Source organism: Dictyoglomus thermophilum H-6-12, assembly GCF_000020965.1.
Lineage (GTDB): Bacteria > Dictyoglomota > Dictyoglomia > Dictyoglomales > Dictyoglomaceae > Dictyoglomus > Dictyoglomus thermophilum.
The window spans coordinates 1,875,849-1,899,686 of the sequence record NC_011297.1; the positions used below are offsets into that span (position 1 = coordinate 1,875,849).

At 32.9% G+C, this 23,838-nt stretch carries 25 protein-coding genes; 15 read left to right on the plus strand and 10 right to left on the minus strand.

The window, feature by feature from the left end:
* Positions 1-669: 669 nt before the first annotated feature.
* Complete coding sequence (locus DICTH_RS09275) at positions 670-918, plus strand: hypothetical protein (RefSeq protein WP_012548658.1); 249 nt, start codon at positions 670-672, stop codon at positions 916-918.
* Here DICTH_RS09275 and DICTH_RS09280 read toward each other — a convergent pair whose 3' ends face one another.
* Together DICTH_RS09280 and DICTH_RS09285 are read right to left on the minus strand one after the other, a co-directional pair.
* Positions 919-1,680 (minus strand): hypothetical protein, encoded by a 762-nt coding sequence (locus tag DICTH_RS09280; RefSeq protein WP_012548356.1) that lies wholly within the window; start codon positions 1,678-1,680, stop codon positions 919-921.
* 9 nt (positions 1,681-1,689) lie between these two features.
* Complete coding sequence (locus DICTH_RS09285; protein WP_012547444.1) at positions 1,690-2,703, minus strand: hypothetical protein; 1,014 nt, start codon at positions 2,701-2,703, stop codon at positions 1,690-1,692.
* Between the two features lie 162 nt (positions 2,704-2,865).
* Here DICTH_RS09285 and DICTH_RS09290 point away from each other — a divergent pair, with 162 nt between their 5' ends.
* From DICTH_RS09290 to DICTH_RS09320, 7 genes are all read left to right on the plus strand, one after another.
* Positions 2,866-3,396 (plus strand): chromate transporter, encoded by a 531-nt coding sequence (locus DICTH_RS09290; protein ID WP_041723366.1) that lies wholly within the window; start codon positions 2,866-2,868, stop codon positions 3,394-3,396.
* Positions 3,375-3,905 (plus strand): chromate transporter, encoded by a 531-nt coding sequence (locus DICTH_RS09295; protein WP_012548291.1) that lies wholly within the window; start codon positions 3,375-3,377, stop codon positions 3,903-3,905. Before DICTH_RS09290 ends, DICTH_RS09295 begins: the two co-directional genes overlap by 22 nt.
* A 90-nt stretch (positions 3,906-3,995) precedes the next feature.
* On the plus strand, positions 3,996-5,453 hold the full coding sequence (locus DICTH_RS09300) for a tagaturonate epimerase family protein (protein ID WP_012547214.1): 1,458 nt from the start codon (positions 3,996-3,998) through the stop codon (positions 5,451-5,453).
* Positions 5,453-6,466 (plus strand): D-isomer specific 2-hydroxyacid dehydrogenase family protein, encoded by a 1,014-nt coding sequence (locus tag DICTH_RS09305; RefSeq protein ID WP_162466983.1) that lies wholly within the window; start codon positions 5,453-5,455, stop codon positions 6,464-6,466. Before DICTH_RS09300 ends, DICTH_RS09305 begins: the two co-directional genes overlap by 1 nt.
* Positions 6,448-7,938 carry a gluconokinase gene (locus DICTH_RS09310; RefSeq protein ID WP_012548783.1) on the plus strand — a complete coding sequence of 497 codons (1,491 nt, stop codon included), beginning with the start codon at positions 6,448-6,450 and terminating at the stop codon, positions 7,936-7,938. Before DICTH_RS09305 ends, DICTH_RS09310 begins: the two co-directional genes overlap by 19 nt.
* 16 nt (positions 7,939-7,954) lie before the next feature.
* Positions 7,955-9,367 (plus strand): NADP-dependent phosphogluconate dehydrogenase, encoded by a 1,413-nt coding sequence (gndA, locus tag DICTH_RS09315; RefSeq protein ID WP_012548791.1) that lies wholly within the window; start codon positions 7,955-7,957, stop codon positions 9,365-9,367.
* A 12-nt stretch (positions 9,368-9,379) separates the two neighbouring features.
* Positions 9,380-10,210, plus strand: a complete 831-nt coding sequence (locus tag DICTH_RS09320) for an SDR family oxidoreductase (RefSeq protein WP_012547708.1) — start codon at positions 9,380-9,382, stop codon at positions 10,208-10,210.
* 24 nt (positions 10,211-10,234) lie between these two features.
* Here DICTH_RS09320 and DICTH_RS09325 read toward each other — a convergent pair whose 3' ends face one another.
* Complete coding sequence (locus DICTH_RS09325; RefSeq protein ID WP_012548085.1) at positions 10,235-11,677, minus strand: CehA/McbA family metallohydrolase; 1,443 nt, start codon at positions 11,675-11,677, stop codon at positions 10,235-10,237.
* 82 nt (positions 11,678-11,759) lie between these two features.
* Here DICTH_RS09325 and DICTH_RS09330 point away from each other — a divergent pair, with 82 nt between their 5' ends.
* Positions 11,760-13,010, plus strand: a complete 1,251-nt coding sequence (locus DICTH_RS09330; RefSeq protein WP_012547582.1) for an SLC45 family MFS transporter — start codon at positions 11,760-11,762, stop codon at positions 13,008-13,010.
* A gap of 3 nt (positions 13,011-13,013) precedes the next feature.
* On the plus strand, positions 13,014-13,982 hold the full coding sequence (locus DICTH_RS09335; protein ID WP_012547807.1) for a glycerophosphodiester phosphodiesterase: 969 nt from the start codon (positions 13,014-13,016) through the stop codon (positions 13,980-13,982).
* 3 nt (positions 13,983-13,985) lie between these two features.
* Here DICTH_RS09335 and DICTH_RS09340 read toward each other — a convergent pair whose 3' ends face one another.
* The 6 genes from DICTH_RS09340 to DICTH_RS10185 form a co-directional block, all read right to left on the minus strand.
* Positions 13,986-14,621 (minus strand): N-glycosylase/DNA lyase, encoded by a 636-nt coding sequence (locus DICTH_RS09340; protein WP_012548797.1) that lies wholly within the window; start codon positions 14,619-14,621, stop codon positions 13,986-13,988.
* On the minus strand, positions 14,608-15,264 hold the full coding sequence (gene sfsA / locus DICTH_RS09345; protein WP_012548149.1) for a DNA/RNA nuclease SfsA: 657 nt from the start codon (positions 15,262-15,264) through the stop codon (positions 14,608-14,610). Before sfsA ends, DICTH_RS09340 begins: the two co-directional genes overlap by 14 nt.
* 78 nt (positions 15,265-15,342) lie before the next feature.
* On the minus strand, positions 15,343-16,371 hold the full coding sequence (gene pstS, locus DICTH_RS09350) for a phosphate ABC transporter substrate-binding protein PstS (RefSeq protein WP_012547024.1): 1,029 nt from the start codon (positions 16,369-16,371) through the stop codon (positions 15,343-15,345).
* Positions 16,372-16,473: 102 nt separating this feature from the next.
* Complete coding sequence (locus DICTH_RS10180) at positions 16,474-17,193, minus strand: hypothetical protein (RefSeq protein WP_049751903.1); 720 nt, start codon at positions 17,191-17,193, stop codon at positions 16,474-16,476.
* Positions 17,171-18,280, minus strand: coding sequence for an MFS transporter (locus tag DICTH_RS09735; protein ID WP_081428041.1), 1,110 nt, complete (start codon positions 18,278-18,280; stop codon positions 17,171-17,173). Before DICTH_RS09735 ends, DICTH_RS10180 begins: the two co-directional genes overlap by 23 nt.
* Positions 18,181-18,510, minus strand: a complete 330-nt coding sequence (locus tag DICTH_RS10185; protein WP_012547644.1) for an MFS transporter — start codon at positions 18,508-18,510, stop codon at positions 18,181-18,183. The genes DICTH_RS09735 and DICTH_RS10185 overlap by 100 nt, the downstream gene beginning before the upstream one ends.
* Before the next feature lie 50 nt (positions 18,511-18,560).
* On the opposite strand from DICTH_RS10185, the gene DICTH_RS09365 reads away from it, so the two are divergent.
* The 5 genes from DICTH_RS09365 to DICTH_RS09385 are packed head-to-tail and all read left to right on the plus strand — an operon-like array spanning position 18,561 to position 22,535.
* Positions 18,561-18,860 (plus strand): ferritin family protein, encoded by a 300-nt coding sequence (locus DICTH_RS09365; protein WP_012548406.1) that lies wholly within the window; start codon positions 18,561-18,563, stop codon positions 18,858-18,860.
* A gap of 35 nt (positions 18,861-18,895) precedes the next feature.
* The gene (locus tag DICTH_RS09370; protein ID WP_012548633.1) at positions 18,896-19,690 is read left to right on the plus strand and encodes a ParA family protein; all 795 of its coding nucleotides are present in this window, start codon (positions 18,896-18,898) and stop codon (positions 19,688-19,690) included.
* Positions 19,662-20,480: a ParB/RepB/Spo0J family partition protein gene (locus tag DICTH_RS09375; RefSeq protein WP_012548648.1), complete on the plus strand. Its 819-nt coding sequence runs from the start codon at positions 19,662-19,664 to the stop codon at positions 20,478-20,480. The genes DICTH_RS09370 and DICTH_RS09375 overlap by 29 nt, the downstream gene beginning before the upstream one ends.
* Before the next feature lie 11 nt (positions 20,481-20,491).
* Positions 20,492-21,889, plus strand: a complete 1,398-nt coding sequence (locus tag DICTH_RS09380; RefSeq protein ID WP_012547766.1) for a sensor domain-containing diguanylate cyclase/phosphohydrolase — start codon at positions 20,492-20,494, stop codon at positions 21,887-21,889.
* A 4-nt stretch (positions 21,890-21,893) separates the two neighbouring features.
* Positions 21,894-22,535: an HAD family hydrolase gene (locus DICTH_RS09385; RefSeq protein WP_012546998.1), complete on the plus strand. Its 642-nt coding sequence runs from the start codon at positions 21,894-21,896 to the stop codon at positions 22,533-22,535.
* Here the strand turns inward: DICTH_RS09385 and DICTH_RS09390 are convergent.
* A complete protein-coding gene (locus DICTH_RS09390; protein WP_012547826.1) occupies positions 22,524-23,732 on the minus strand; it encodes an NADP-dependent isocitrate dehydrogenase in 1,209 nt (402 codons plus the stop codon). The two genes, DICTH_RS09385 and DICTH_RS09390, sit on opposite strands and share 12 nt — an antisense overlap.
* Positions 23,733-23,838: the final 106 nt, after the last annotated feature.

A 23,838-nucleotide genomic window follows, 5' to 3' on the forward strand; every position in this document is an offset into this window, starting at 1 on the left:
CACAAATTTAATATTTAATTTAATATCAAACATTATGATGGGATAAAAATAAAGTGAATTTTAGTAAACTCATTACTATACTATATAAATCTCGCAATAATTGGAAGCTATAATTCAATAATTGATTATCTTTTAATGGCGTTTAAATGACCAATATAAAAAGGCCTTTGATAGGAACATCATAGGTATAACTCTTAAGAAATAAAAATAAATCCTTTGTAAAAAGAATTGTATTGTTAGAAAAGACCTCCATATAATATAAAGAGTAAGCATAAAACCTTTGATAAGTATGGAAAATTTTCCATAAAAGGTCTAAATCTTCAATAAGGTGAGCTAATTCTTTAACTTCATAGGTAACTATCTCCCTACCTATACGATTAAAATTAATTTTTTATCTCATACCATAAGCAATCTTATGGTATAATTTCATCTATGATTAAACTGTATTCAAGACCTTTTATTTTAATAGTCTCATTAATTCTACTCATAGCTATTTCAATTAAAATACATTATGAATTTAGTTTTGAAAAGGTTGAAAACTGGAATTATAAACAGCTTCAAAAGATAAATCCCAAAGTAAACTCTTTTACTTCCATAGTATTCGGAGATAATAAAAACTCAACAAAAGTCTTTAACAAACTAATTAAACAGGGTTAATAATGAAGAGTTATGGATGGAAGATCCCTATATTATGAGATGTTTTGGCCTTTTTATTACTCCTTTCATGTTCCACTCTCTTCACCTACCCCAGCAGGAGGAGCAGGAGCAGAACTTATTGGGGTAGATCCTCAACATGATTTTTATCACTATATAAAAGTCAATGTAACTCCAACTAATGTAGACTACGAGTTAGTTAAATTAAGTACACCCAGAAATGGCTTAAATGGAACTTTAAAAAATGACCAACTTTGGTGTTAATCAAACTGTATGCATTTCCCCCTCCTTAACCACAGCATAAGCAATAACTAAGTAAGCCCCTAGGTATATAATTCTGTCAATGTTGAAAACATTATACTCTCCTAAGACAAAATAAAATATTAGGCTAGATAAAGAAAGTAGAGATATGCCTAATGTTAATAGATAGTAATTTCTTGCAATCTCTCCTCCCCAAAAATGGGTGGTAATTGTAAGAAATAGAATCATAAATAAAACAAGTAAAATATAATTTTCTATGAGATAAATTATATTTGTAACCTTATCCCACACTGAGTAAGCACGATTTAATATTACAGGAAGAAAACCCACCTGTAGTATAAGCAAGAAAAGTAAAAGAGAATTAATTACCAATAAGAAATTTTCATTAAAAGTTAATCTTAATCTTAAAGAATTTCCAATAAAAACTATAAACATCAATAATCCTACAATATTAAAAATGAAGGAGAAAATCTTGAAAATCTCAGAAATATTTTCTTCCCTTAAGAAACTCAAAAAATCCCCCAATAAATATGAGGCTAAACCTGCTACAATAAACAACCATCCCAACCAAAATCTTTGACTTCTGTCCATCTTTAACAAATAAACCAACGCAAAGAGTAGGCCAATTATTTCTGCTAAAAGATAGACAAACTGGTAGACTGAATTATGTATATAAACGTTAAACAAAGGAAGAAAAGAGAGTAAAATTACCAAAAAAAGGCTAATAAAAAACACAATCTCTACAGCTCTAAGTCTATTCTCCATGACTCCCCCCTAAGAAATAATATTCTCTGGGCTCAAATAGGAAAAAAGAGTTGAAAGTTCAGGATGATCTTTTATTTTCTCATAGTAATTTTTATAAACCTCCGTATATCTTTCTGTAAGAAGTTTCTTCCCCCAAAATCTAACCAGTTCTTTATTTAGTTCTTTTATAAAATTAGCAAAAAGATTTACAGCCTCATACCAACTGTTTATAACATTTTGCTTTATCATAAACTGATCTTCTGCAAGAATAATAGAATCTCTCATTAAGCCATTTTGATTTAAGAAAACTTTTTCCAAAATCTTCTTCACCTTATCAGGATAAATTCCTGTACTTATATAACCTGTTACTAATTGATTCAAAAAATCTATAAGAGTTTCTATCAAGAAATCTATATTCTTCTCTATTTCTCCAAATTTTAAAGAGGGAAATTTAAACCCCTCAAATTCTTTTATGGACATATTATAAAAATAGAGATAACCAAGCTTAGAATTTAAATTTTGAATAAGTCCAATCTTTTCCTGATCTTCCACAAACTCCCCATCTCTCTCATTATAATACCCTAAATATTTACCATCATAAAAAAGAAAATGAAAATTATTTGCTTCCAAGATTAAGTTAAGATGAGAGACATTTGATTTTTCCAGACATTTATCAATAATACCCGTAGGATCAAAAATCTTAAGCTCGCCATTTAGAATCGGATTAGAAAATAACTTTAATAGAATGTTTTTAATAATTTCTTCTTCAAGATTGTACAAAGAAATAAAAGAGACCCTCATCATAGCATCAGTAATAAAGGAATCAATAGCTTCCTCATCCTGAAGAAGAAGTTCACCATCTTTATAGGTAAAAGCCTTCCTCGGTTCTCCCTCAGTAATTAATATTTGAGTTTTAATATCTGAGACCTTACCCTCTAATACTCCACTAAATTTTTCCATTCTTATCCAAGCCACAAGCTCTTTGAGATTAATAAGTCCTGAAGGAGTATCCTCATAGATTGGCTTTCCTTTTGGGAATTTCATCCTTCTTCTTTATCCCCCTTTTAATTTTATGTTTACCGTATAATAATATTGTCTTTAATATCATTTTAACATTTAACAATCATTTTAACCATAATATTTTATTCAATAAATTTCTTTTACATCATTTCGCCTTTACCTGAATTTATTGCTATAATAACTCCTATGAATTTGTGGGAATTATTTTTTGTGTTCCTAAAAATCGGATGGCTTACCCTCGGAGGGGGCTATGTAATGGTCCCCCTATTCTTGGAAGAGATCGTAAAGAAAAAAGGCTGGATGGATGAAGAGACCTTTTTACAAACCCTAACCCTTGCCCAGTTATTTCCAGGACCTATCGCCTTTAATCTTGCCGTTGCAGTAGGATATAAATTGAAAAGAATAAAAGGAGCCATTATCTCTGGAATTGCTGTGGTTCTTCCCTCTTTCATATCAATTCTTGTAATTGCTATATTCTTCTTAAACTTTGAGAAATCAAAAATAGTACAAGGACTTTTCTATGGCATAAGACCTGCCATTGCTTCAGCCATGGTAATTGCAGTATTAGAACTTATTAAAAAAAGAAAGTGGAGCAAATTAAATATAATTTCTTTTTTGTTTATGTCAGTACTGCTAATATTCTTTAAGGTTAATCCTATTTATTTAATTCTCATCTCCTTAGGAGTAGTGATTTTATGGGTATATATGAAGCATTAATAAAAGTATTTTTCAAAATAGGACTTTTTGGGTTTGGCGGTGGATATGCTATTATCGCTCTCATAAGATACTTAGTCGTATTAGAAGAGAAATGGCTTAATGATCTTGAATTTATCGATGTTGTTGCCATATCTCAAGTGACTCCAGGACCTATAGCAATTAACGCGGCAACCTTTATAGGTTATAAGATGGGAGGAATTTTAGGAAGTTTACTTGCAACCTTAAGCTCTGTCCTTGCTCCTTTTATATTAGTGCTTTTTGCTTCCTATTTTGTTCACAAAATAAATCAAGAAAAAGTTAAAACATACTTAACTTTGCTTTCTCCTCTTACATTCTCTCTCATTGTTGCTGGAACATATAGTATTTTAAAAAGTTCTGTTTTAGACTTTTGGGGAACTGTTATTTTTATCCTATCCTTCATTTTAGGCTATAAATACAAATGGAGTCTCACAAAAACCTTATTATTTACAGGCCTCTTAGGAGAGATCATTTACTTTTTAGTCAAATAGAATTATTGCGTAGTATGTAAAAATATGCTAAAATTTCACTATAGATAGGCTTAATTTTTATTAAGCATGAAAAATTGGAGGTTAAAGAATATGCTAAACTTATTAGAAGAATTGTTAAAACCTTTTTCAATCTTTGTTTACCCTCAATCTTTAAGAAAAATCAATGAGGAGTTATATATTTTTGTGGCCAAAATAAATAATACAAAAAATATAGGAATAATTAAGCAAAATCAATCTATTTACTTTTCAAATCCTTATTTTTCTGAGGACAAAAAAATAGAAAAAACAGGGTTCTCTGTAAACATTTATCCTTTAAATTTTGAAAATTATCAAAAATTAAAAGAGATAATACCTATAAATCCAAAAACATGTAATAAAAAGATCTCCTTTGGAACAGGAGATAGATTAGGACTTGTAACCTCCGCTCAACTCTCTGTTCTTAAAGATTACAATCTTTTCCCGATACTTGCCCAACAGTCCCCAAGAGAACTCATAAAAACCAAGAGAGATTTTAAAGATGTACTACTCAAAAGTGTCATAGGAGTATTAGAGATAGGTTACACAGACAGCTATGGAGCAGATGCAGATCATATAAAGGACGAAAAATATCTTATGGAAGCTATAGACGCAGGGTATACTATGTACACCCTTGATATAAGTGATTTTATTGAAAGAATTGAAAACCTTACTTCAAAAGAGATAAGAGAAAAATACGAAAAAATTTCTTCTTTTTCCAAAAAAATTATTGAAAAGTATGCAGGCAAAAAAATCAAAATCTCTAATGAAGAGTATTTCGAACTATCCTATGATGAACTCTGCAAATCTGCTATTGTTTACGAAAAAGCCCTATCTTTTGTAGAGATGGTATATGAAATCCTAAGAAGTAAACTTCTTGAATTTGATATAGAAGTATCAATTGACGAAGGAGAAAGAGATACTACCCCTGAAGATCACTTCTTTGTTGTCCAATTTTTACATGAAAAAGGAATTGATTTCAAGAGTTTAGCTCCCAAATTCCCAGGCGAATTTCAAAAAGGGATAGATTATATAGGAGATATTAAAAAGTTTGAAAATGAGCTAAAAAAACAATATGCCTTAACCAAGGCTCTAGAAGGATACCGACTGAGCCTCCATTCAGGTAGCGATAAATTTAGTATTTATAAAAGCTTCTACAAAATAACAGAGGGAAATTTCCATATAAAGACATCAGGCACTAGTTGGCTTGAAGCTGTTAAAACAATAGCAAGATATTCTCCTGATTTATTCCTTGAGTTATACCATATTGCTCTTGAAAATTTAGAAGAAAGTAAAAAAGCGTATAAAGTAAGCATAACTAAAGAGGAGTTTCCAAAAGAAATTAAAGAAGACTATATAGAATTTCTTAAAAAACCTAATGTAAGACAGTTATTCCATATCTCTTATGGAGTTCTCCTTGATGAAAAAAGAGAAGAAATATATGAGATATTGAACAAAAACGAGAAAGAACATTATCAGTATGTATCAGAAAATATTAGAAAACATCTAAAGAATTTATTTGAGGAGGAGTAATCATGTACCGTATTGCCATTGTAAACTCTAGCAGTTTTGGGAAATATTTTCCTGAACATATAGAGAGACTTAAGAAGATTGGAGATGTAGAAAGATTTACTCTCCCAGGAGATCTTCATGGGAAAGAATTAGCAGAGAAGCTAATGGGATTTAATATTATTGTTGCCAGTGTTACCCCATTTTATGATAAAGAATTTTTTGAATATAAGGATGAAACCTTATTAATTACAAGACATGGAATTGGATACAACAATATTGATATCAAATCTGCAACAGAAAAGGGAACCATTGTAACAAAGGTTCCTGGAATAGTAGAAAGAGAAGCAGTAGCAGAAACTGCTGTAGCTCTGCTTATGACGGTAATTAGAAAAATAAGAGAAGCTTCTTTGACAGCAAGAGAAGGAAAGTGGGAAGAAAGAGCTAAATTTATAGGATGGGAAGTAAAAGACAAAATAGTTGGAATAATAGGATACGGAAATATTGGAAGCAGAGTCGGAGAGATATTAAAAAATGGATTCAATGCAAAAATAATAGCCTACGATCCTAATATACCTCCCGAAGTACTTAAAGAGAAGGGAGTAGAACCAGTATCTCTTGAAGAACTCATTAGAAACTCAGACATTATTTCTCTTAATGCTTCTTTAAATGAAAAGAGCAGACATATGATCTCTGATAAAGAATTTTCCATGATGAAGGATAATGTAATTATTATAAATACAGCAAGAGGAGAGCTAATGGATGAAGAGGCTCTGATAAGAGCTATAAAATCAGGCAAGGTTGCAGGAGTAGGCCTAGATGTTATGAAAGATGAACCACCTGATCCCCAAAACCCTCTCCTTCATATGGAAAATGTAGTAGTTACTCCACATATTGCAGCCTATACCTATGAATGCCTGAAGGGAATGGGCGACAAAGTAGTAGCTGATGTGGAAAGAGTAGTAAACCAAGAAATACCTGAGGAAATAATAAATAAAGAAGTATTGGAGAGATTACCATGGATAAAGAAAAGTTAGTCTTAGCCGTTGATCTTGGAACAACTAACATAAAAACTGGATTAATCAATAGAGAAGGCAAGATAATATCTCTTGTCCAAAAAGAATTACCTCTCGAAAAAGACAGTACAGGAAAAGCAGAACATGATCCTGAGAAAATATTTAATATTTTCGTAGAAAGCATTAGAGAGACCACAAGAGGTTATGAGGATAAAGTTGGCATTTTAATAACCTCCTCCTATATGTTTGGACTATTACCTTTGGACAAAAATATGAAGCCTCTCACAGGAATCATAACCCTCCTTGATACACGCACAAAAGAGATATTTGAAGACCTTCTAAAAGAAGCAGATTTTCAAGAAATTTACAAGAGAACAGGATGTCCTCCCTTACTTTATTACCCCTTTGTAAGAATATATTGGTTAAAGAAAAAACACAGAGAGATTTTTGATTTGGCTAAATTTTATCTTGGCTCTAAATCTTTCCTAATATATAAGCTAATTGGAGAGCCTTATACTGAGCCGAGCATTGATTCCTCAACCCAACTTTTAAATATCCATACCTTAAATTGGGATCCTTACATACTTGATTTTCTTGGAATCACATACGAAAATCTTCCAAAGGTTGTTTCTGCAGATAAAATTCTTGGGACATTACCCAAAAGTACTCTTGATCTCTTAGGATTAAAGGGAGAAGTACTTCTTGCGGTAGGACTTTACGATGGTGGAGCAGTAGGTACTGGAATTGGAGCTTTAGGAGGAGATGGAATAGGAATAATTAATATAGGAACTACTGCTATGTTTAGAGTACCCCATCCAAAAGCAGTATTTGATGATCCTAAAAAAATGCGAATTCAAGTACCTTATTTCTTTGATAGTAAATGGTTCCCAGGTGGTGGAATAAATAACGCTGGAATAATACTAAAATGGTATAGAGATAATTTATTTAATTTGAATTATGAAGAACAAAGTAAAATAGCAAAAGATATAGAAACAGATAATCTATTCTTCTTACCCTATCTCACAGGGGAGAGAAATCCAGAAATAGGAAGTATTGCTTCTGGAGTTTTATTTGGATTGAGACCACATCACACCAAGGCCCACATAATAAGGGCAGGAATGGAAGGAGTTTCATATATCATAAGAATGCTTTATGAAACTTTAAGAGAGTTAGGAATAGAAGTAAAGGAAGTAAGATCAGGAGGAGGAGGAACAAAATCTGATACTTGGATGCAGATTCTTTCAGATATATTAGGAGTAGAGGTTGCAGTAACAAGGGTAGAAGAAACTGCCCTTCTTGGTTCTGCAATTCTCGGCTTTACTCTATTAGGAGAATTCTCCTCCTATAAAGAAGCTACAGAAAAACTTGTAAAGATTGAAAAAGTCTACATACCTAATAAAGAAAAAGCAGATTATTATAATAAAAAATTTGAATTTTTTACCTACCTAACTCATAATTTAAAAGAAGCTTTTTCTATACACAGTCAATTATAAAAGGGAGGTTAAAACTATGAAAAATTATGTAGGTTTAATAGGATTGGCTGTTATGGGTCAAAACCTAGCATTAAACATAGCAAGGAAAGGATATTCTATTTCAGTTTATAATAGAACTCCAGACAGGACTAAAGAGTTTGTAGAAAAAAGAGTAAAAGAAGAAAAGATCTATCCCTATTATGACTTAAAATCCTTTGTGGAAAGCCTTGAAAAGCCAAGAAAAATAATTCTAATGGTGAAAGCAGGGCAACCTGTAGACGATATGATCAACGAACTACTCCCTTATTTAGAACCTGGTGATTTGATCATTGACGGCGGCAATTCTTACTTCAAAGATACTTCCCGAAGAATTAGAGAACTAAAAGAAAAAGAAATACTTTACTTAGGAATGGGAGTTTCTGGTGGAGAATACGGCGCCCTACATGGGCCTTCTCTTATGCCCGGAGGAACAAAGGAAGCTTATAAACTTGTGGAAGAAATGCTTCTTAAAATTGCTGCAAAAACTGAGGATGGTCCCTGCTGTACTTATGTAGGAGATGATTCTGCAGGCCATTTTGTAAAAATGGTCCATAACGGTATTGAATATGCCATAATGCAACTCATCGCAGAAGTCTATGATGTGATGAGAAAAGTATTAAATATGACTTCGGAGGAAATTGGTGATGTATTCCAAACCTGGAATAACGGAGAACTAAATTCCTTTCTTATGGAAATATCTTATAAAATAATGAGGAGAAAAGATGAGGAAACAGGAAAACCTCTTGTAGAAGTTATATTGGATAAAGCAGAACAGAAAGGAACAGGTAAATGGACTTCTCAAACAGCCCTTGATCTTGGTATTCCAACCCCAACTTTAAACATGGCCGTAGAAGCAAGAATAATATCTCATTTTAAAGACTTAAGAGTAAACTTATCAAAAACACTGCCAGTGCCTAAAGAAAACTTATCTTTAAATAGAGAAGAGCTAATAAGAGACCTTGAAAAAGCTCTACTCTTTGGAGTATTTATATCCTTCTCTCAGGGACTCTGGCTAATAGATGAGGCCTCAAAAACCTTCAATTACAACATAGATCTATCAGAAGTACTGAGGATTTGGAAGGGTGGATGCATTATAAGAGCCAAGCTTCTGAACTTCTTAAGGGAAATCATAAAAGAGAATCCTCAAAATGCAAATCTTCTTGCTTCGGAAAAGGCAGTAAATTTCTTAAAGGATAAAATAGAATCCGCAAAGAGAATCTCAAACCTTGGAAAACTAACAGGAATTCCTCTTCTCTGCTTAAACTCTGCTCTTGACTACTATTTTGCCCTTGCTACAGAGAATCTTCCTGCAAATTTAATCCAAGCTCAAAGAGATTTCTTTGGAGCCCACACTTATGAAAGGATAGATAAAGAGGGAATCTTCCATACCGAATGGGAAAAACTCGAATAGGAGGTGAAAATAATGAGCTACGTTGAAGAACTTTTTTCCGTAAAAGATAAGGTGGCCTTCTTTACTGGTGGAGGCGGGATCTTAGCTTCTGCCATCTCTGAAGGTTTAGGAAAAGCAGGAGCAAAAATAGTCCTAACCGATATAAATGAGAAAGCTTTAATGACTCAAGTCGAAAAGTTAAAAAGTATGGGAATTACTGCTGAAGGTTTTGTGATGAATGCATTGGAAAAGGAAAATGTGAAAGAAGTTGCAGAAAAAGTTAAAAACATGTTTGGAAAAATCGACATTCTTCTTAATGCTGCAGGAGGAAATATCCCCGAAGCAGTTACTTCTGATAAAGTAACTTTCTGGGATCTTCCTATAGAATCCATCCAAAAAGTAGTAAATATAAATCTTTTTGCTGGTGCTATCATTCCAAGCCAAATAATTGGTAAGATGATGGTAGAAAACCCAGAAGGAGGAGTAATTATAAATTTTGCTTCTATGTCTTCTTTTAGGCCTCTGACAAGGGTAGTAGGATACTCTGCAGCAAAGGCTGCAGTGGCTAATTTCACTCAATGGCTTGCAGTATATGTAGCAAAAGAATTCTCACCCAAAGTAAGAGTTAATGCTATCGCTCCCGGATTTCTTATCACCAATCAGAATAGATACCTCCTTCTAAATGAAGATGGAACTCTTACTCCCCGAGGTAAAGCAGTAATTGAACATACCCCAATGGGAAGATTTGGAGAACCAGAGGAACTTATAGGAACTATAATTTGGCTTGCCTCCCCTGCTAGTTCTTTTGTCACAGGAGCAGTTATACCTATTGACGGTGGTTTTAATGCCTTCTCAGGAGTATAATTAAGAGGGGCAATGAAGCCCCTCTTATATTAAATATATAGGATTAGTAAAAGCTATTAGCTTTTTCCCTTCCCAAAATTCCAAATAAATATAGCCAGGATCTTTAACCTTTAAATGGAAAGCTCCTTTCTTAGTATTAGGTATTTTTATATATTCATCTCCGTTATATATAATTCTAAGCTCACTTTCTCTTCCACAAGCATATTTGAGTATTAGGTCTTCATCAAAATTTACACTATCTCCTATGGAATAATCATTTATATAAAACTCTATCTCTGGGCCCGAAGTAACATAAGCTCTACCCTCTTTAATAGCTTTTAAAATACTCTCCTCACTCAAATCCTCTACATACAAATAATTCACAGGTACATCTTCTTTTATATCCTCTATCTTATGCATATCCGAACTTCCAAGAGCAGTCACCCTAAATCCGTTTTTCAAAATCTCTCTCCATCTCTTTATTGACTCTGTAATTTCAAATCTTCTCCTCTCAAAGGATCCTGTCCATATCTCTATAGCATCTACAAAATTATAGTCAAGATAAATCTCACATCTACATCCCGGACACACAGGAGCTGACATAGTATAAGGGTGAGCAACACAAAAAATTCCACCTTGAGATCTTACCATCTCACTCAATCTTCTTATACCTAAACTGGGATTTACTAAATCCCAGGAAATATATTCCTTAAGACCTAAACCCAAAAAATGTCCCCAAAAAGTAGTAAATTCAATACCTCCATAAATAGGATAAAACTCCCACTCAATAGTATGAAAACCTGATATTTTATTGTGATCAGTAAGAAATATAAAATCAAGGCCTCTTTTTATACTAAATTTTATAAGTTCTTCTATAGATAACTCTCCATCACTATGATAGGAATGAAGATGAATATCACCTTTCACCCATCCACTTTTATCATAAGGCTCCCTTATCACAGGAGTATACGGAAGTATAACATCTTTAACCTTTGTTATTTCCTCTCTATTAAGATACACTACTATATTTAGAACACACTTTTTTAGAATCTGCTTTATCTCAAGTATTAATTGCCAAATTCCAGGCTTTATCTCTCCTGAGACACACCCAAGAGTACTCTCATAAGTCCCAATTTTTATTGGAATTCCTTTAGTAAATCTCTGATCTCCTGTACCTCTAAAATCTCCATCAGCATCTATAACTCTTAAATTAACTATATTTCTTAATGGAGAAAATTCTCTTATTATCTTATCCAATATCTCAGCAGATATTTGTTTTATGTCTAAAGGTTCAAAACCCTGTGATATATAATTTTTAATAGCCTCTCTTATCAATTTCTTAGATTCTTCATGAGATAAAAATTCAGGGTCAAGGTTAGCTTTGATAACTATCTCCTTAATACCTTCAGGAACCTCTAACTCTAAAGGAATAAGCTTTTTAGAGTCTTCAGGATATAACTCTATGTTGTAATGAAACTCCCTGCTCATACCCACTCTCCCTTAATGAGTGTATTATACCTTAACTTATATTTATGTTAAAATATATTTCTAAAGAGATGGGGAGGTGTAAATGATTAATAATTTTAAATTTTTAAAAATTGTCCTATTAGGTTTTGGATTTTTATCTATTTCTCTTCTCTGGTCTCTTTATAACACCGATATTCCTGTAATACTCCAAAAAAGCTATAAAATATCAAGTTTTGCTGTAGGATGGATAATGAATTTAGATAATATCCTTGCCTTATTTCTCATACCCCTAATTGGAGCTCTATCTGATCGTACTTGGACAAAGTTAGGAAAAAGAATGCCATATATCATAACCTCTCTTCCTTTAGGGGCTATCTTCTTCTCTTTCATCCCTTGGATTCCCGCTCTCTTTGGAATAAATACTTCCTCTTTAATTCTTCTTATCCTTGTTATTCTTCTGATGAACATCTTCCAAGCCATAGGAAGAGGGCCTGTGATATCTCTTATGCCTGATCTTGTTCCTCCTGAAAATAGATCTCCGGCCAATGGCATCATAAATTTCATGGGAGGACTTGGTTCTCTTATAGCATACTTTATAGTAGGAAAAATCTCTGCTGTTAATAGAACTTTAGGATTTAGCATTGCAGGTCTAATTCAGATAGTCTCTGTATGGATAATATTCTTAGCAATAAATGAATCAAAAGACTCCCTAGTAATGACAAAAGTAGAAAGAGAAAACAACGAATTCTCTTTTAAAAAACTTATTAATCTCAAAGATAAAAACTTAATATTTCTACTTCTTGCCATATTCTTTTGGTTTATAGGGTTTAATGCCGTAGAGACTTTCTATTCCGTATATATGGCCTTAGAAAAAGGCTTAGATCCTACCTTAGGAGAAAGCATAGCAAAAAGTAATCTTGGAATACTTGCTCTAACCTTTATGATATTCTCGATTCCTTCAGGACTAATTGCAAAAAAGATAGGAAGAAAAAACACCATAATAATAGGACTGTTAGGAATGATTTTTATATTTATTGGTCTTATCTCCTTTCAAAATCTTTCTATTATAAGAATCTTTTTTATGTTAGGTGGACTATTTTGGGCTTTGATCAATATTAATTCTCTACCTATGGTACTTGATCTTGGAGACCTTAAAAGCCAAGGTACATATACAGGTTTTTATTACTTTTCTTCTCAATTTGCAAGCATTGTAGCACCTCCCTTTGCTGGTTTTCTTGCAGATTTACTAAAAACTCGCTTTGTAATATTCCCATTAGGAGGTATATTTTTTACTCTCTCATTATTAATGATGCTTCAAATTAAAATGAAAGAGCCTAAAGAAAAGGAGAATTAAATAATGCTCATTCTTGGACATAGAGGTTGTGCCTATTTTCCAGAAAATACTCTAAAAAGTTTCATGGAAGCCCTCAAATCTGCTGATGGGATTGAACTTGATGTGCAAAAAACAAAGGATGGAGTTTTAGTAGTATCCCATGATGAGAATCTATTAAGACTCACTGGTATTGATAAAGACATAAGAAAATCAAATTTTGACGAGATAAAAGATATAAAAATACAGGGAGAAAAAATTGCTACCTTAGAGGAAGTTCTTGAGATAATAGAAAGTACTGGAAAATTTTTAGATATAGAAGTAAAAAACCCTGAGGATTTTAAAGATGTACATCAAGTATTAAAAAGATTTAAATTAAAGGAGTATATTATTTCCTCCTTTTGGCATGAGAACCTCTATCAACTAAAAAAGGAAAATCCACATATAAAAATTGCCTTTCTTTATGTACATCAACCTACAAAATCTGAACTTGAAAGCTATTTAAAGAAATCCGATTTTCTAAAACCAAATTTCCTTTATATCAATGAAATATACGAAGAATATTATCAGCGCCTCATAGCATGGACAGTAAATGACGTTGAAAAGGCAAGATTCTTTAAAAATAAAGGAATATTTGCTTTAATCTCAGATTTTCCCGACAAAATCCTTGAAGGATTAAAGGAGGAGAAAAGTATGTTCTTTTCAAACCCCTATTTATCTTACTTTATTCAGATGATAGATAGAAACTCTATAAAAAGAGATGAAAAAACCTTCTCATTTGAAGCTATAAACTATGTTATGCCCCTCCACATTGAGGAGATAAATATCGAAGGAGGAAAAATTGAAACAAATAAGAACATACCCTTTTTATGGAATCAAGGAGAAAGGATTAGATTTACAATAACCATAGAAGATGATCCTAAGATAAAGATAAGAGTAAGAGAAATCGGAGAAGTCTCCTTTTCCTTGAAAGATATTCAAAAAGCTCTTGTATAATAACTACTTTTCAACTTTACCCTTTAGGAGAAACCAAATATAAAGATCAACTTCTCCTGGGGTTTTTTCAAGAAGAGAAGAAAGCTCTACAAATTTTTCTTCTATTTCCTCATATTTTCTCTGGGTCCAACCTTTAGGCATCTCCTTTATAATTCCCTCGTTAAAAAGAAATCGCAATATATGTTTATCAAGGATAGCCAAATCTAATTTTCCTGTATTTCTTAGAAAATGACTTGCTTCCTTCCAGCCTATTCCCTTTGCTTCTCCTACTAATATCTTCCTTGCTTCTCTACTCGGCTTTTCCCATATACTTCTTAATCTACCAATAAGCCTTCTATTTTCTACAATAAATCTTGCCCTGCTAATAGGATATCGATGCCCTACCTCCTTTAATTTTTCCAATAATTCCTCAAAAGACAGCTTTGCAAAATTTGCCTTTCCTATAGATTCCTGAGCCTTTATACCCCTCTCAGCAGACCAATTAGCAGTAAGAACACAAAAGGAAAGCTCTGAAAAAAGATCTAATTCATCACCATATTTACCCAAAGCTTCAAATTCCCTTATTCTCCTCTCCACAAGAGGATAAGCAATCTCTTCTATACTCTTTATTTTTTCAAAGGCAGATCTATACTTGTACATCTATGAACTCTTTGAAATTTATACCAGAGTGAGTTACATAACAGGTAAAGGCCCAAAATATCCCACCGCTTCTCTTAAAAATCTGTGTAGCTCGATAGAATCTTTCATCTAAATCCCTATGGGGCTTAACTATCTTAGCATCCTCTCTCTGAACAACAAATACCACCCATTTTTCAAAAAGCCAATCTTTCATAAACTCTAAATGCTCCGAGCCTCTTATTGTAGGTGCATCTGGAAACATCCCTACTCCCTTTTCTACAAGGGTAACGGATTTTACCTCCACAAGAATTTTATTGTTTATTAAAAAATCATATCTCTTACCATGGTAATTAAATTCTCTCCTAAATTCCTTTATTTTTACAGGAAAACGAAAAAGATTTTCTTCAAAAATCTTATTAGCAAGACTAGCATTTAAAGAGACCAATACTCCATTTTGAACGCCTAATATTGCCTCATAAAAGGTTTTTCTTTTCTCATTTTCCCTTTTCCTTATATACACTGTGGCAGAAGGATATATTATACCCTGAAGCCTTCCTGGATTAGGTAAATAAGTTAATATCTCCTCTCCTTTAAAACTTACGTATAACCTAAATCTTTTTTCCCTTTTTATAACTTCAGCTTTCTCTAATCCTTCAAAATTCATATCAAGAAATTATACCAAAAATAAAAAGGGGAGGAATATATCCTCCCCTAAAGTTCAGGGCTTACAGGAAGCCTTAATTTACTTTAAAAGATCTACTACTTTCTTTCCTTGATAGGTTATCAGATCTAATTTCTTTAAGGCCAATTTTTTCACATTATCAGGGAGAGGTACATAAAGAAGCTCCTCAGCATATTTATCTCCTTTTTCATAGGCCCATCTTATGAATTTTACAATTGCCTTTGCCTTTTCGAGATCCTGATATTCTCTCTTAAGAAGCAAGAAAGTGTATCCTGCTATGGGATAACTATTTTTTCCTGGCGCATCTACTATATAGACTGCAAAATCCTCAGGCAGTTTAAAGAAAGATGCTGCATACTTTACAGTATCTATCGAAGGTTCTACAAAGCTCCCATACTTATTCTTTATTTGAGCATAACTTAACTTATTTTGAACTGCATAGGCAAACTCTACATAACCAATAGCGCCAATAGTATTCTTAACTATTCCAGCTACTCCTTCATTTCCTTTTCCTCCGATACCTACAGGCCAATTCACAGATGTGCCAGCTCCCACCTTTTCCTTCCATTCAGAGCTTACTGCAGACAAAAAATTTGTAAAAATAGCAGTAGTACCACTACCATCAGACCTTCTTGCCACCACAATAGGAATGCTAGGAAGATTAATATCTTTATTTAATGCCTTTATTTTAGGATCATCCCATTTTTTAATCTTTCCAAGATATATATCTGCAATAACCTCCCTCGACAATTTCAATCCCTTCTCTACGTTAGGAAGATTGTATACAATAGCAACACTTCCTGCCACAGTAGGAATCATAATAAGCTTTGACTCTTCTTGTTCTTTTCCAGGAAGAGGAGCATCAGTAGCCCCAAAATCTACAGTACCTGCTTTTGCCTGTTGAATACCAGCACCACTACCTACCGATTGATAATTTATCTTTATCCCTGTCTCTCTCTCAAACTCGTAAAACCATCTTGAATATAGAGGATAAGGAAAAGTAGCACCAGCACCATTGATGATTACTTGTTGTCCTAAGGATACAGAGGAAAGAAGAAGAATCATAAGCAATAGAATCCATTTTCTCATTTTTTCACCTCCCACTTGTTTTTCATTCTAAATCATAGACCATTAAATTTAAAGGGTATTTAATTTTCAATTAAATCTTTATATAAATAGGTTAAGAGTAAATTAAAATCCTTCTTTTATTTTAAGCAAAAGATATTCTATTCTTTTAGAAATTTCAATATTTAATTCCTTCCAAGGAATAAGATTACTTTCATTTATCTCAAATCTTTTATTAAAAGAAAAAGAAGGCCAAAAAGCAAACTTTTTTAAATAATTTTTTACCAAAATTTTATCCTCTTCTTTTAAAGACTTTTCAAATTCCTTTCGCAGAACCCCACCTCTTCCTGCTAAAAATCTACAGGGGATTATAGTCATTAGATAGGTAACTAAATTACTATTAAAGCAATCCTTCACTGAGGAAAAGGCATGTTTTCCAGGTTGAGCATAGGCTACAGGATGAGAATCAATCAATTGAAATTCTTTAAAAACTAAATATCTTCCATGCCAACTACCTTCAAACTTAATTACTTTATTATCCTTTACATATACCCATAAATGCTCTAAGTCATACATATGCTCAATATCAAAATCCCAAAATATGGCATACTCTATGCATATCTCATCTTTTCCTAAAGAGATCATTCTTTTAAAGGAATAACTTCTTGCGTCCTTCCCAAAAACAGTATAACCAACTTTATAAGGCAAAAAAGGCTCCCTATCATCTAAAAAAAGTAAGGGTGAGTATTTAAGGGCTAATTCTTTTTCATCCATAGATCCAGGAGTCATATTTCCGAGAAAAAGAATGAAAACCAGTAAAATATTAAGAAAGTTTATGTACTTCATGCCTTTTTATGGACAGAAAAACACCTAAAATACACAAAATCCCATATGTTAACATAAGAATCCTATAAGAGTTCATAAAAGAACTCTCCAATGAAAAAACTATTCCAATCATAACCATGCTCAAACTCTGTCCCATAATTCTCATAGTGGCAAGAAAAGAAGAAGCAAAACCATAATATCTTTTATCTATAGAGCTCATAATTATATTAGTATTAGGAGCAGAAAATAAAGCAAAACCAAATCCTAAAAATATCCCATATAGAGGTATCAAAAAAATAGAACTTTCAGTATCAATTCTAGAAAGGAGGAAAAGAGAAGAGGAAATAATAAACATTCCTATGGAGGCCAAAATCTCTGGCCTTCTTCTATCAGAAAGTCTTCCAGCCCAAGCCGAAAAGAAAGCTTGGGTTAAAGGCTGAAAAACAAGAAATAGTCCTGCATCCCTGGGAGAAACTCCTTTTATATTTTGGAGATAAAGACTTAAAAGAAAAGAAACCCCAAAAGTAGAAGCATAATTTATAAGAGCAGTAGCATTAGCAAAGGTAAAAGTTTTATTATTCATAAGTAAGTTCATATCAAGGATTGGATTACTAACTCTTCTTTCGACAAAATAAAACCCTAAAAGAGTCACAAGCCCAATTCCTACACTAACTATTCCCGTAAACTTTAAGATCTGAGAGGTTCCGAAGAGGATAAGAAAGACAAAAAGAGAAAAAAGAAATCCTCCTAATAAATCTAATTTCTCCTCATTTCTAACCTCATCTAATCTATAAGATATTCCTAAAATAATACTTAAAAAACTTAATATAAAAGTAAATATAAAAATACCCTTCCAACCCACATATTGAGTTAAAACCCCACCCAACACAGGTCCAAAGGAAAGGCCAAAATAAACCGATGTGGTGTAGATTCCAAGAATATATCCTCTTTTCTCAGAATAAAGAGAGGTTAATATGGCAGACGAAGTGGCAAATATTACAGAACTCCCTATACCCTGAATAATTCTCGAGAAAAGTAAAAGTAAATAGTTCCTAGAGAAAATAGAAAAAAAACTCCAACAGCAAAAACTGATATTCCTAAATAGTATAGTTTACTTCTGCCTTTTATATCAGCAAGTTTTCCAAAAAACAAAAGAAAAGTCGCAGAAGAAAGTTGGAAAGAAGTATTCAACCAAGTAAGAGCCACATTATCCAATTTGAATTCTTTACCTATTATAGGTATAGCTATATTAATTGCAGAGCCTAAAAAGCTCGCTAAAAAAGAAGCTATGAGAAGAGAAAATACAATCCCTCTTTTATCCTTTAAATTCTCATTCATGATTTTATATGATATAATAAAAACCAAACTTTTCAAGGGGAGGTAAAAAAATGCCTGAATTTGGTACTCCTTATTCTACCTTAGGAATAGGAAGAAAAATTAACAAAGAAGAATTAATAAGAGCTATAAGATTTTTTGTAGCTGCGGAATACGAGGCTATACAGCTATATGAGGAAATTGCTGAAGCAACCGATGATCCTCTTGCTAAAAAAGTACTTTATGATATTGCCAACGAAGAAAAAGTACACGCAGGAGAATTCTTAAAATTGCTAAAAGAACTTGATAAGGAAGAGGAAAATTTCTATAAAAAAGGAGAGGAAGAAGTAGAAGAGATGAAAAAAGAACTTTAAAAAATGTTTCACGTGAAACACTATAAAGGAGAACTATGGGGAAAGTAATAAGTATAGCCAATCAAAAAGGTGGCGTAGGAAAAACTACCACAGCAATAAATTTAGGATACTCCTTGGCAGAAAGGGGAATAAGAGTACTTTTAGTAGATGCTGATCCGCAAGGAAACACTACAAGTGGTATCTCAAATCTTAAAAACCAAAAACCCAATCTCTATTCAGCCCTTATTGAAGAAGTTCCTGTAGAGAATGTAATTTACTCGCTAAGAGACGGGAAAAACCCAATAAGAGAAAATTTATTCATAATTCCCTCCAATATTGATCTTGCTGGAGCAGAAGTAGAATTAGTATCCATGCTTTTCAGAGAATTAAAACTTAAAGAAGTTTTGGATAAAATCAAAGATAATTTTGACATAATTCTCATTGATTCTCCCCCCTCCTTAGGTCTTTTAACGGTCAATTCTTTAGTTGCCTCTAACTATGTTCTTATTCCTTTACAATGCGAATACTATGCCTTAGAGGGAATAAGCCAACTATTAAAAACTATAAACCTAATAAAGAAGAATCTAAATCAGGATTTAGAAATTCTCGGAGTACTCCTTACTATGTATAGCCGTACTACTCTTGCCCAGCAAGTTATAGAAGAGGCTCAAAAGTACTTTAAAGACAAAGTTTTTAAAACTATTATTCCTAGGAACGTAAGATTAAGTGAAGCCCCAAGTTATTCTCAATCTATCTTTGAATATGCCCCAGATTCTTCAGGAGCAGAAGCTTACAGAGAACTTACAAAAGAGGTGATAGAACGTGTCTTTGAAGAAAAAGGGGTTAGGTAGAGGACTTGAAGCCTTAATAGGAGAAGAGGAAAATCTTATAGAAAAAATACCTATAGAAAAAATAGTCCCCAACCCACAACAACCAAGAGAAACTCTGAATCCAGAAACTTTACAAGAATTAGTAGAATCAATAAAACAATTAGGCTTACTACAACCTATATTGGTAAGACCTAAAGGCGATTATTATGAAATAATAGCTGGAGAAAGAAGATATCATGCTGCTAAAACCGCAGGTCTAAAAGAGATCCCGGTAATTGTCAAGGACATTGATGACCAATCAGCATGGGATATTGCCCTCACTGAGAATCTACAAAGAGAAGACCTAAACCCAATTGAAAAAGCAAAGGCATTTCAGTACTATATAGAGACCTTCAAAGTAACTCAAGAAGAACTTGCCCAAAGACTTTCTATAAGTAGATCTGAAATTTCAAACTTTTTAAGACTTCTTCAACTTCCTCCTGAAATACAAGAAGAAGTAAGAAGAGGCAATCTAACTTATGGACATGCAAGAACACTCCTTAGTGTAGAAGATCCTTATATACAAAAACTTTTAGCCCAAAAGATAATAAAGGAAAAACTATCGGTAAGAGAGACAGAAGAACTTGTTAAAAGAAGAAAAATTAAAGATGAGATAGACATTCCGGAGATAAGATCTCTTGAAGAAAAAATGGAAAAATATTTAGGAACTAAAGTAAAAATCCAACCTAAAAGTCCTACTAAAGGAAGAATAACTATAGAATATAAAAGTTTAGAACAATTAGAAGATATTATCAAAAAGTTCTTAGATTAAGGGACACAAAGATGAAAGAAATAAATGGAAAATTGATTGAGGTATTGATTCTTGACACATTAAAAGAGATGGTTATTGTATTAGACAAAGAGATGAATATTGTCTATGCAAATAAATCAGCTCAATCTTCATTAGATTTAGATTTGGCAGATATAATAGGCAAAAAATGTTATAGACTTTGGCACTTGAGAGATACCCCATGCCCCAATTGTCCTGTAATAAAATCCATGGAAACTAAAGAGGTATCAGAAGGAGAAATAACCACTCCTGATGGAAGAGTATGGCGCATAAAATCTTACCCTCTTAAAAATGAAAGGGACGAGATAATTGGAGCCATAGAAATAACCCAAGAAATTACAGAAGCAAAAATCCTAGAAGCAGAAATCAGGTATCTTACTTTTCATGACAAACTTACAGGATTATACAATAGAGCATTTTTCGAAGAAGAATTAAAAAGGCTCGACACTAAAAGGCAACTTCCTATAAGCATTGTAATGGGAGATCTAAATGGTCTAAAACTTGTAAATGATGCCTTTGGACACAATGAAGGAGACAAACTCTTAAAGGGAATAGCAGAAGTTTTAAAAAGATCGTGTAGAAAAGAAGATATAATTGCAAGGTGGGGCGGAGATGAATTTGTCATAATTTTCCCCAAAACCCCAAAGGACGTGGTAGAAAAAATCTGTGAAAGAATAAAAGAAAACTGCAAAAAATATAATCAAGAAACCGATAAAAATCATCCCATACCTCTTAGTATTGCCCTTGGATATGCTACAAAAGAAAAAGAAGATGAAGAGATGACAGAGATCCTCCGAAAAGCAGAAGACCGCATGTATAGGAATAAATTAATTGAAGACAAAACCTTTAGAGACTCCATCATTAGATCTCTTAAAAATCTTTTATGGGAAAACACCTTTGAAAATGAAGAACATGAAAAGAATATAAAAGATTTAGTGGTAAAAATGTCTGACATTCTTACTCTCTCTGATATAGATCGAGAAGCTCTAATATTTTTATCCCATTTTCATGATATTGGTGAAATAGCAATTCCAAAGGAAATTATGAAAAAACCTGAAAAACTTACTCCAACCGAATTTGAAAAAGTAAAAGTTCATCCAGAAACAGGTTATAGAATCGCTATAACCTCTCATGAACTTGCCCCTATTGCAGAATATATTCTTACTCATCATGAATGGTGGAATGGAGAAGGATATCCGAGAGGGTTAAAAGCCGAAGAAATACCATTAGTATCAAGGATTTTTGCTATAGCAGATGCTTATGAGGTAATGACCTCAGGAAGACCCTACAAAAAGGCAAAGACAAAAGAAGAAGCTATAGAAGAATTAAGAAAATTTGCAGGTATACAATTTGATCCTAAATTAGTAGAAGTATTCATAAATATAATATAACCCTATGGAATTAAAAGGTGTAATATTTGATTGGGATGGAACCCTTGTAGATTCATTTTCAGCTTGTATAAAGGCTACAAGGGAAATTTTTAATAAATTTGGATTTGACATATCCGAAGAAGAATATAGAGAAAAATTTTCTCCTAACTGGTACGAAATATATAGAAGGCACAATATCCCAGAAAAATATTGGAAAGAAATTGACCTACTATGGAAAGACTACTTCGATTATTCCCTTGTAAAATGGAGAGAGGGAGCAATAGAAAACCTAACTTTCTTGAGAGATCTTAATCTTAAAATAGGGGTAGTTACAGCAAGCACAAAGGAAGACATAAAAAGAGAAAAACCATATCTCCATCCTGAAAAATACATAGATGAATGGATTACTTGGGAAGATTCTCAAAAACCAAAGCCCGATCCTTTACCCCTTTTAAAAATATTAAGTAAACTAAAACTTTCCCCTTTAGAGGTAATATATGTAGGAGATACTCCTGAAGATATAGAGATGGGAAAAAGAGTTAGAATCATAACCATTGGAATTTTCTCCCCCTTCACCCCAAAAGAGAAACTTATTCTTTCTAATCCCAACTTTCTATTCAATGATCTTTTCGAATTACTAAATTTTTGGAAAGATTTAGTTTTTTAAAAGACTTTCTAATCTCTCCTTTATAGCCCTTATAAAATCCTCGGTGTAATAATATCTATCCACTGGAGGATCTGCTAAAGGTTGCAAATCTTTTGTCATAATTCCACTTTCTATAGTTTTTATGGTTGCCTCTTCTAACTTATCGGCAAAATTAACAACTTCAGGTGTATCATCTAACTCTCCTCTTTTCCTTATGCCACCTGTCCAAGCAAAAATTGACGCCGTAGGATTGGTAGAAGTTTTATTACCTTTTAAATACTCATAGTAATGTCTTCTTACAGTACCATGAGCAGCCTCAAACTCATATTCTCCTTCAGGGGAAACAAGTACTGAGGTCATAAGTCCAAGACTTCCAAAACCTGCAGCAATCATATCTGACATTACATCACCCTCATAATTCATACAAGCCCAAAGCATACCACCTTCGGATTTCAATATCTGGGCAACAGCATCATCAATAAGAAAATACCTATAATTTATCCCTGCTTTTTCAAAATCATCTTTTCTTCTTTCTACCTCTTCCTGAAATATTTCTTTAAAATATCCATGATAAATCTTGGATATAGTATCCTTAGCAGAGAACCAAAGATCTACCTTCTCAGAAAGAGCATAATTTATACAAGATCTCGCAAAACTCCTTATAGATTTTTCCGTATTATGGAGAAGCATAAATACGCCTTTCCCGTCAAAGGAGTGAACTTTAAAATTCTTAACCTCAGAACCACTCCTTAAAACAATCTCCACCTCTATAGGTTCTTCTACTCTGTATTCAAAAGCATTATATATATCTCCATAAGCATGTCTTCCTATTATAATAGGCCTTTTCCAAGTCTTTACATAAGGAGGTATATTTTTAACAATAATAGGTTTTCTAAAAACCGTCCCATCCAAATAAGCTCTTATAGTAGCATTGGGACTTTTCCAGGCTTTCTTCAAGTTATACTCCTTTACCCTCTCTTGATCTGGAGTAATAGTGGCACACTTTACTCCCACTTTATATTCCTTTATAGCCTTGGCAGCTTCAAGAGTAACCATATCCGAGGTAGCATCTCTATTTTGAATACCCAAATCAAAATACTTAATGGGAATGTCTAAATATGGAAAAATAAGTTCTTCTTTAATCCATTTCCACATTACTCTTGCCATCTCATCTCCATCAAGTTCCACAATAGGATTTTTTACTTTAATTTTTTTCACTTATTATCCCTCCCTCTTATTATTTCCTAACTTTTAAAATAATAACCTATCAACACAATTAATACAACGTATTATAATAATTAAAAATGGTGAGGGGAAATTGGAA

What these genes read in the sequence shown, in the direction of transcription:
- DICTH_RS09310 (WP_012548783.1), top strand. Translation starts at nt 6,448, where the DNA reads ATGGATAAAGAAAAGTTAGTCTTAGCCGTTGATCTTGGAACAACTAAC.
- DICTH_RS09290 (WP_041723366.1), top strand. Translation starts at nt 2,866, where the DNA reads ATGAATTTGTGGGAATTATTTTTTGTGTTCCTAAAAATCGGATGGCTT.
- DICTH_RS09280 (WP_012548356.1), bottom strand. Translation starts at nt 1,680, where the DNA reads ATGGAGAATAGACTTAGAGCTGTAGAGATTGTGTTTTTTATTAGCCTT.
- pstS (WP_012547024.1), bottom strand. Translation starts at nt 16,371, where the DNA reads ATGAGAAAATGGATTCTATTGCTTATGATTCTTCTTCTTTCCTCTGTA.
- DICTH_RS09325 (WP_012548085.1), bottom strand. Translation starts at nt 11,677, where the DNA reads ATGAGCAGGGAGTTTCATTACAACATAGAGTTATATCCTGAAGACTCT.
- DICTH_RS10180 (WP_049751903.1), bottom strand. Translation starts at nt 17,193, where the DNA reads ATGAAGTACATAAACTTTCTTAATATTTTACTGGTTTTCATTCTTTTT.
- DICTH_RS10185 (WP_012547644.1), bottom strand. Translation starts at nt 18,510, where the DNA reads ATGAATGAGAATTTAAAGGATAAAAGAGGGATTGTATTTTCTCTTCTC.
- DICTH_RS09295 (WP_012548291.1), top strand. Translation starts at nt 3,375, where the DNA reads ATGGGTATATATGAAGCATTAATAAAAGTATTTTTCAAAATAGGACTT.
- DICTH_RS09275 (WP_012548658.1), top strand. Translation starts at nt 670, where the DNA reads ATGGATGGAAGATCCCTATATTATGAGATGTTTTGGCCTTTTTATTAC.
- DICTH_RS09370 (WP_012548633.1), top strand. Translation starts at nt 18,896, where the DNA reads ATGGGGAAAGTAATAAGTATAGCCAATCAAAAAGGTGGCGTAGGAAAA.
- DICTH_RS09330 (WP_012547582.1), top strand. Translation starts at nt 11,760, where the DNA reads ATGATTAATAATTTTAAATTTTTAAAAATTGTCCTATTAGGTTTTGGA.
- DICTH_RS09380 (WP_012547766.1), top strand. Translation starts at nt 20,492, where the DNA reads ATGAAAGAAATAAATGGAAAATTGATTGAGGTATTGATTCTTGACACA.
- DICTH_RS09385 (WP_012546998.1), top strand. Translation starts at nt 21,894, where the DNA reads ATGGAATTAAAAGGTGTAATATTTGATTGGGATGGAACCCTTGTAGAT.
- DICTH_RS09285 (WP_012547444.1), bottom strand. Translation starts at nt 2,703, where the DNA reads ATGAAATTCCCAAAAGGAAAGCCAATCTATGAGGATACTCCTTCAGGA.
- DICTH_RS09365 (WP_012548406.1), top strand. Translation starts at nt 18,561, where the DNA reads ATGCCTGAATTTGGTACTCCTTATTCTACCTTAGGAATAGGAAGAAAA.
- DICTH_RS09340 (WP_012548797.1), bottom strand. Translation starts at nt 14,621, where the DNA reads ATGTACAAGTATAGATCTGCCTTTGAAAAAATAAAGAGTATAGAAGAG.
- DICTH_RS09300 (WP_012547214.1), top strand. Translation starts at nt 3,996, where the DNA reads ATGCTAAACTTATTAGAAGAATTGTTAAAACCTTTTTCAATCTTTGTT.
- sfsA (WP_012548149.1), bottom strand. Translation starts at nt 15,264, where the DNA reads ATGAATTTTGAAGGATTAGAGAAAGCTGAAGTTATAAAAAGGGAAAAA.
- DICTH_RS09335 (WP_012547807.1), top strand. Translation starts at nt 13,014, where the DNA reads ATGCTCATTCTTGGACATAGAGGTTGTGCCTATTTTCCAGAAAATACT.
- DICTH_RS09320 (WP_012547708.1), top strand. Translation starts at nt 9,380, where the DNA reads ATGAGCTACGTTGAAGAACTTTTTTCCGTAAAAGATAAGGTGGCCTTC.
- gndA (WP_012548791.1), top strand. Translation starts at nt 7,955, where the DNA reads ATGAAAAATTATGTAGGTTTAATAGGATTGGCTGTTATGGGTCAAAAC.